This is a genomic window from Deltaproteobacteria bacterium, assembly GCA_020845895.1.
GTDB lineage: Bacteria > Lernaellota > Lernaellaia > JACKCT01 > JACKCT01 > JADLEX01.
Window position 1 is genome coordinate 1 of sequence record JADLEX010000072.1, and the last position, 5,440, is coordinate 5,440.

Here is a 5,440-nt window from a genome sequence, read left to right on the forward strand (position 1 = left end):
ATGTTTTCACTTGCCGATAGAGAGTCAACAACACCGTATGAATTTGTAAACCTCCGATCTTCTCTATTGATATTAATCAGAGGCGCGACCGGTGCCAAGCTGGAGAGTTTTGCGCTTCCTACACCTTTGAGACCTTTGAAACAAGCGCGAGGGTTAACTTGCGCTAAATTAATTCCTTGAAATGCCTCCTTTCCAACCTGTAAAGTCATTATACATACAGTTTGCTCAATGCCCGTAGCTGGGTTGATGGAAGAAATATACCCATTAAAATTAACGGCGCGCAGACAATTCGCTTGATCAGAGGAGAAAAGCTCGTGAATAACGCGCAATGATATCTTATAGCAAACGTCGTCAAAAATTTGCGCTGCAACCGTATTGCTAATGTGTTGTTCGACGAACTCTTCAGTCGTAGCACTATATTTCACCGATTTTAACGTAGGTAAAGCGTCAACTTTTGGCAGTAAATAGTCTACGACTAGGAGTTCGGCTTCTGGGAGAAACTGCATTTCAAAATCATTAGGAAAGTATTCCGGAAATGGAGAATTAGATAGTACCAACTCACAGAAAGTCAAAATTTCATTAGGGTCTTTAGCGAGGTACTTTTTACGTTTCAACTCCACATTGGCATTGACGTGAGCCATCTCCAAGTTGTATTTATCGCGCGCTTTAGTCCATTCACTCATTCTCGCTTGGTACGCTTCCTCATTCTCCTTGACACTAAGATCATAATTTTTCCGCCGATCTTCATTTGTCATTTCTATTTTGGCCATTTCGTCGATCCAATTTTTCATATCGGCGTCGAGAGCGGCCGCCGCTTCGGACAATATCCTGTTTCGTCGAGACGGAAATAACTTGTCAAGAAAACTCAATACTGGATTGTAGCGGATGTTTTCTTCGTTTGGCTTTTCCGGCTTTGATAATAACGAGACCGGCGCAATAATAAATTTCATCGGTTGGGGTGTAGAATACGAGGATTTGTTTTTGAGTCGCTCCCAGTCAAATAGTTTATTTTTCTTCGAAAGTGAAAGAGTAAGTATATTAGTAAGTTCGTTCATCTGTTCCTGCGCCTCATGGCTGAGCTGTTCAGCGGCTTCACGATTTTCCTCAATCATTTTTCGTCTATCTACTTTTGCCTGTTGAACGGAATTCCTCTGTTCCGCTTTGCGCCAGATTTCATCCCAAGCGGCCATCCTTGTCAGAACTTTACTATGCACAACATCAATGTCATATCCTCGCACGATTTGATATCTATTTAGACCCTCATGTCGCACTTCGACTTCAAGTAACTCTCTCCATGTCCTCGGCGAACTGCCGAGTAAAGAACGTTTAATAGGTCCACGCTCACTTTTCATCATTCACCACACTTTTCATTTGTATTTTGTCACTCAAAAATAGTTGCAATAGATACACAGGTTTATAACGGGTGTTCATCAACAAAAAATCGCATGATTTTGGCGAACCATGCTGGGATGACCAACAACGGCTTGCTGCGCCGCTTTCTCTCGGGTACTTCGGTGACCAAGGAGCGCGAAGTCCACCGTGCGGCTCGACGTTGCGGTTTGCCGACGGAATCCAAGTCACTTTGAGCGTGGCCAACTGACCATCGGGCTTCCTGCACGCGCCCGATCCTCCGAGGTGTTTTCGTTCCGATAGACGACCACTCATCGAGGCGCCAATCATCCTGTTCCATGCATATTAGCCGAATTCGGATACGGTTTCCATCCGTGCCGGTCCAAGAGCCTCTGTGACGACTGCCGACTCGTCGACGCTCCGTTGCGATCTTCGCGTAATTTTCCTACTGAAACGACCCGGTTTGATTTTCCGGGTGCGCCGGGCTATGAAGACGCTTTCCATCGGGGACGGGCCGTGTCGACATTTCGCGAGAACAAGGTGTGGAGCAAAACCGCTCCCGACGGGCGATGGGACTACATCGTCATCGGGTCGGGCATGGGCGGCATGACGACCGCCGCGATCTTGGCCAAGCTCGGCAAGAAGGTGCTGGTGCTCGAGCAGCACTACGTGGCGGGCGGGTTCACGCACACCTTCAAGCGCAAAAAGTGGCACTGGGACGTGGGCGTGCACGCCATCGGCGAGGTCACGAACCACTCGATGCTCGGTCGCGTGCTCGCCGACCTGACCAACAGCGAACTCGAGTGGACGTCGCTCGGAAAGGTTTACGAGCAGTTCTACTACCCCGACGGCTTTCGGATCGATTTTCCGGACAATCCGACGCAGTACAGGGAGAACCTCTACGCGGCGTTTCCGAACGATCGCGAGGCGATCGACGAATACTTCCGGCTCGTGCGTCGAACGGTCGCAGCCATGCGCGGGTACTACCTCTACCGCGCGCTGCCCGATCGCGCGGCGGATTTTGTCGAGCCGTTCATCCTAAACGACGCATCGAAGTTCACCGGCATGACGCTCAAGGCCGTGCTCGATTCCATCACCATGAACGAACGGCTCAAGACGATCCTCTCCGGCCAGTGGGGTTACTACGGATCGCCGCCGAGCCAGGCGTCGTTCGCGATCCACGCGACGGTTGTCCATCACTTTCTCCACGGCGCGTACTATCCCATCGGCGGGTCAAAACAGATCGCACGCACCCTGCTCAAAACCGTCGCCGATGCCGGCGGCTGGACGCGTATCCGCGCGGGCGTGGAACGGATTCTGATCGAGAACGGCCGCGCGGTCGGGGTGCGCCTCGACGGCGGCGAAGAGATCCGCGCCGAACGCGTCGTGAGCGCGGCGAACGCGCTCGTGACGATCAATCAGATGCTGCCGCCCGAAGAACGGCCGAAGGACTGGGTGCTCAACATCCGCTCGTTGCCGGCCTCGCCCGCGCACCTGTGCCTTTATCTCGGATTCAAGGGCGACATCGCGTCCGCCGGGGCGAGTTCGGCCAATCAATGGTTCTGGGAGACGTGGGACGCCGAGGCGTCGTTCTGGCAGACGCACGTTTCCGCCGCGCGCTGCCCCGTGCTCTACACGAGCTATCCGTCCCTCAAAGACCCGGCGTACAAGCCCGGTCCCGAGCAGATTCACACGGGTGAAGTCATCACCTTCGCGCCGTTCGCCGAATTCAAGAAGTGGGTCGGCACCGAGTGGATGCATCGCGGCGGCGAGTACGACGCGATGAAGACCGATTTGACGGGGCGGATGCTGGAGCAGTTTTTCGAGTACCGGCCCGGCCTACGTCCCATGCTCGAACACGCCGAACTCTCGACGCCGCTCACCACCGAGAACTTCACGCGCCCCGCCGAGGGCGCAATCTACGGCGTCGTTTCGACCCCCGCGCGTTACCAGAACCCGTGGCTTCGACCGCGAACCCCGATCAAGAACCTGTTCATGTCGGGCTGCGACATGGGCGCGGCGGGCGTGATGGGCGCGTTCGTCGGCGGCGTGCTGTGCGCCTTGGCCGCCGAGCCCATCGGCGCGATCCGTTATTTGCGCAAGGCCCTGACCAGACCGGCCTCGTGAGCTTTGGAGAATCGACCGCATGACGCAGCCGAAAAATGAAAAAAGCCGACTGACCACCGATGGGCTCGGGCGTGCGCCAAACCGCGCCATGCTTCGCGGCGTTGGCTTCCACGACGACGATTTCGCAAAGCCGATGATCGGCGTCGCGTCGCTGTTTTCCGACATCACACCGTGCAACGCGCACCTCGATCGCCTCGCGCGCAAGGGGATCGAAGGCGTGCATTCCGCGGGCGGCGTTCCGCAGATCTTCGGCGCGCCGACAGCCTCCGACGGCATCATGATGGGGCACCAGGGGATGCGCTACAGCCTCGTCTCGCGCGAGGTGATCGCCGATTCCATCGAGGTCGTCTCCGGCGGCATGAACCACGACGGCGTGCTGGCGTTCGGCGGCTGCGACAAGAACATGCCCGGCTGCCTGATGGCGATGGCGCGGCTCAACGTGCCGTCGATCTTCGTTTACGGCGGCACGATTCTGCCCGGTACGGGACCCGCCGGCGAAGACGTGGACATCGTGTCGATCTTCGAGGCGGTCGGACGGCGACAGGCCGGAACCGCCACGGACGAGGAAGTGCACGAGATCGAGTGCGAGGCGTGTCCCGGCGCGGGCGCGTGCGGCGGCATGTACACGGCGAACACCATGGCGTCGGCGATCGAGGCGATGGGCATGAGCCTGCCCTACGACGCCAGCTATCCCGGCGTCTCCGCCGCGAAGGAGCGGCAGTCCCATCTCGCGGGCCGCGCGCTCGTGAACCTGATCGAGCGCGGCATCCGTCCGCGCGACATCATCACGCGCGAATCGCTCGAAAACGCGTACACGCTCGTGCTCGCGCTCGGCGGCTCGACCAACGCGGTGCTGCACCTGATGGCGATCGCGCGCGAAGCCGACGTCGAGTGGACGCTCGCGGATTTCAACCGCCTTGGAGACAAGATCCCGCATTTGGCCGACCTGAAGCCGAGCGGGCGCTACGTGATGTACGACCTGCACAAGGTCGGCGGCACGCCCGCGGTGCTTCGCGCGCTGCTCGACCGCGGCCTGCTGCACGCCGACTGCGTCACCGTCACGGGAAAAACGATCGGTGAGAATCTGGCGGGCGTACGCAGCGTCTACGACGCGGTGCAGGATGTCATCATGCCCTTCGAGCGCCCCAAGTTCGCGACGGGGCACATCGTCATTCTGCGCGGCAACCTCGCGCCGGATGGCGCGGTGGCGAAAACCGCGGGTCTCAAGAGCCGCGTCATCACCGGTCCCGCGCGCGTGTTCGAGGGCGAAGAGGCGTGCTTCGAAGCGGTCATGGCGAGGAGCATCCAGCCCGGCGATGTGGTCGTGATTCGCGGCGAAGGTCCCGTCGGCGGACCGGGCATGCGCGAGATGCTCTCCGTCACCGCCGCGCTCGTGGGCCAGGGCCTCGGCGACAAGGTCGGCCTCATCACTGACGGCCGTTTCTCCGGCGGCACGCACGGGCTCGTCGTGGGGCACGTCGCACCCGAGGCGTGGGTCGGCGGGCCGATCGCGTTGCTTCGCGACGGAGACCGCGTCACCATCGACGGCGATCGCAAGATTCTATCCGTCGAACTGAGCGACGCCCAGTTCGCGTCGCGCCGCGCGGCATGGACGAAACCTGCCCCGCGCGAGAAACGCGGCGTGCTGGCGAAATTCGCCGCCACCGTATCCTCGGCGTCCGAAGGCGCCGTGACCGGCTACGACCTCGGGATCAAGTAAACCGAATCGGGAAGGACCGCCGCGCTCGCGGGACGATGGCGCATCGCCTCGGCGATCGCCGCGCCCAGGTCCGGGGCGTGCGCGAAGAACGTCTGCCCCACCTCGCCCTTCGGCAGATCGCTGACGAGCACGCACCGCGCGCCCTTCGGCAGAAACCGCGTGAGCGTGTGGCGGTAAATGATCTCGTTGACGGCGTGCGCGCCGCCGATGCCCTCGGCGCACGGTCCGCAGACGATCAGCGTG

Annotated in this window: 4 protein-coding genes; 2 read left to right on the forward strand and 2 right to left on the reverse strand. The window is 59.2% G+C overall.

Features of this window, described 5'->3' with window-relative positions; translation table 11 throughout:
* Window positions 1–1,352 (reverse strand): hypothetical protein (locus tag IT350_09805; protein MCC6158336.1); only part of this gene is annotated, 1,352 nt, incomplete at its 3' end.
* Window positions 1,353–1,866: 514 nt separating this feature from the next.
* On the opposite strand from IT350_09805, the gene IT350_09810 reads away from it, so the two are divergent.
* On the forward strand, window positions 1,867–3,477 hold the full coding sequence (locus IT350_09810; GenBank protein ID MCC6158337.1) for an NAD(P)/FAD-dependent oxidoreductase: 1,611 nt from the start codon (window positions 1,867–1,869) through the stop codon (window positions 3,475–3,477).
* A gap of 19 nt (window positions 3,478–3,496) precedes the next feature.
* Window positions 3,497–5,197 carry a dihydroxy-acid dehydratase gene (gene ilvD / locus IT350_09815; GenBank protein ID MCC6158338.1) on the forward strand — a complete coding sequence of 567 codons (1,701 nt, stop codon included), beginning with the start codon at window positions 3,497–3,499 and terminating at the stop codon, window positions 5,195–5,197.
* Here ilvD and IT350_09820 read toward each other — a convergent pair.
* A partial coding sequence (locus IT350_09820; protein MCC6158339.1) for a hypothetical protein occupies window positions 5,176–5,440 on the reverse strand: 265 nt, incomplete at its 5' end. The two genes, ilvD and IT350_09820, sit on opposite strands and share 22 nt — an antisense overlap.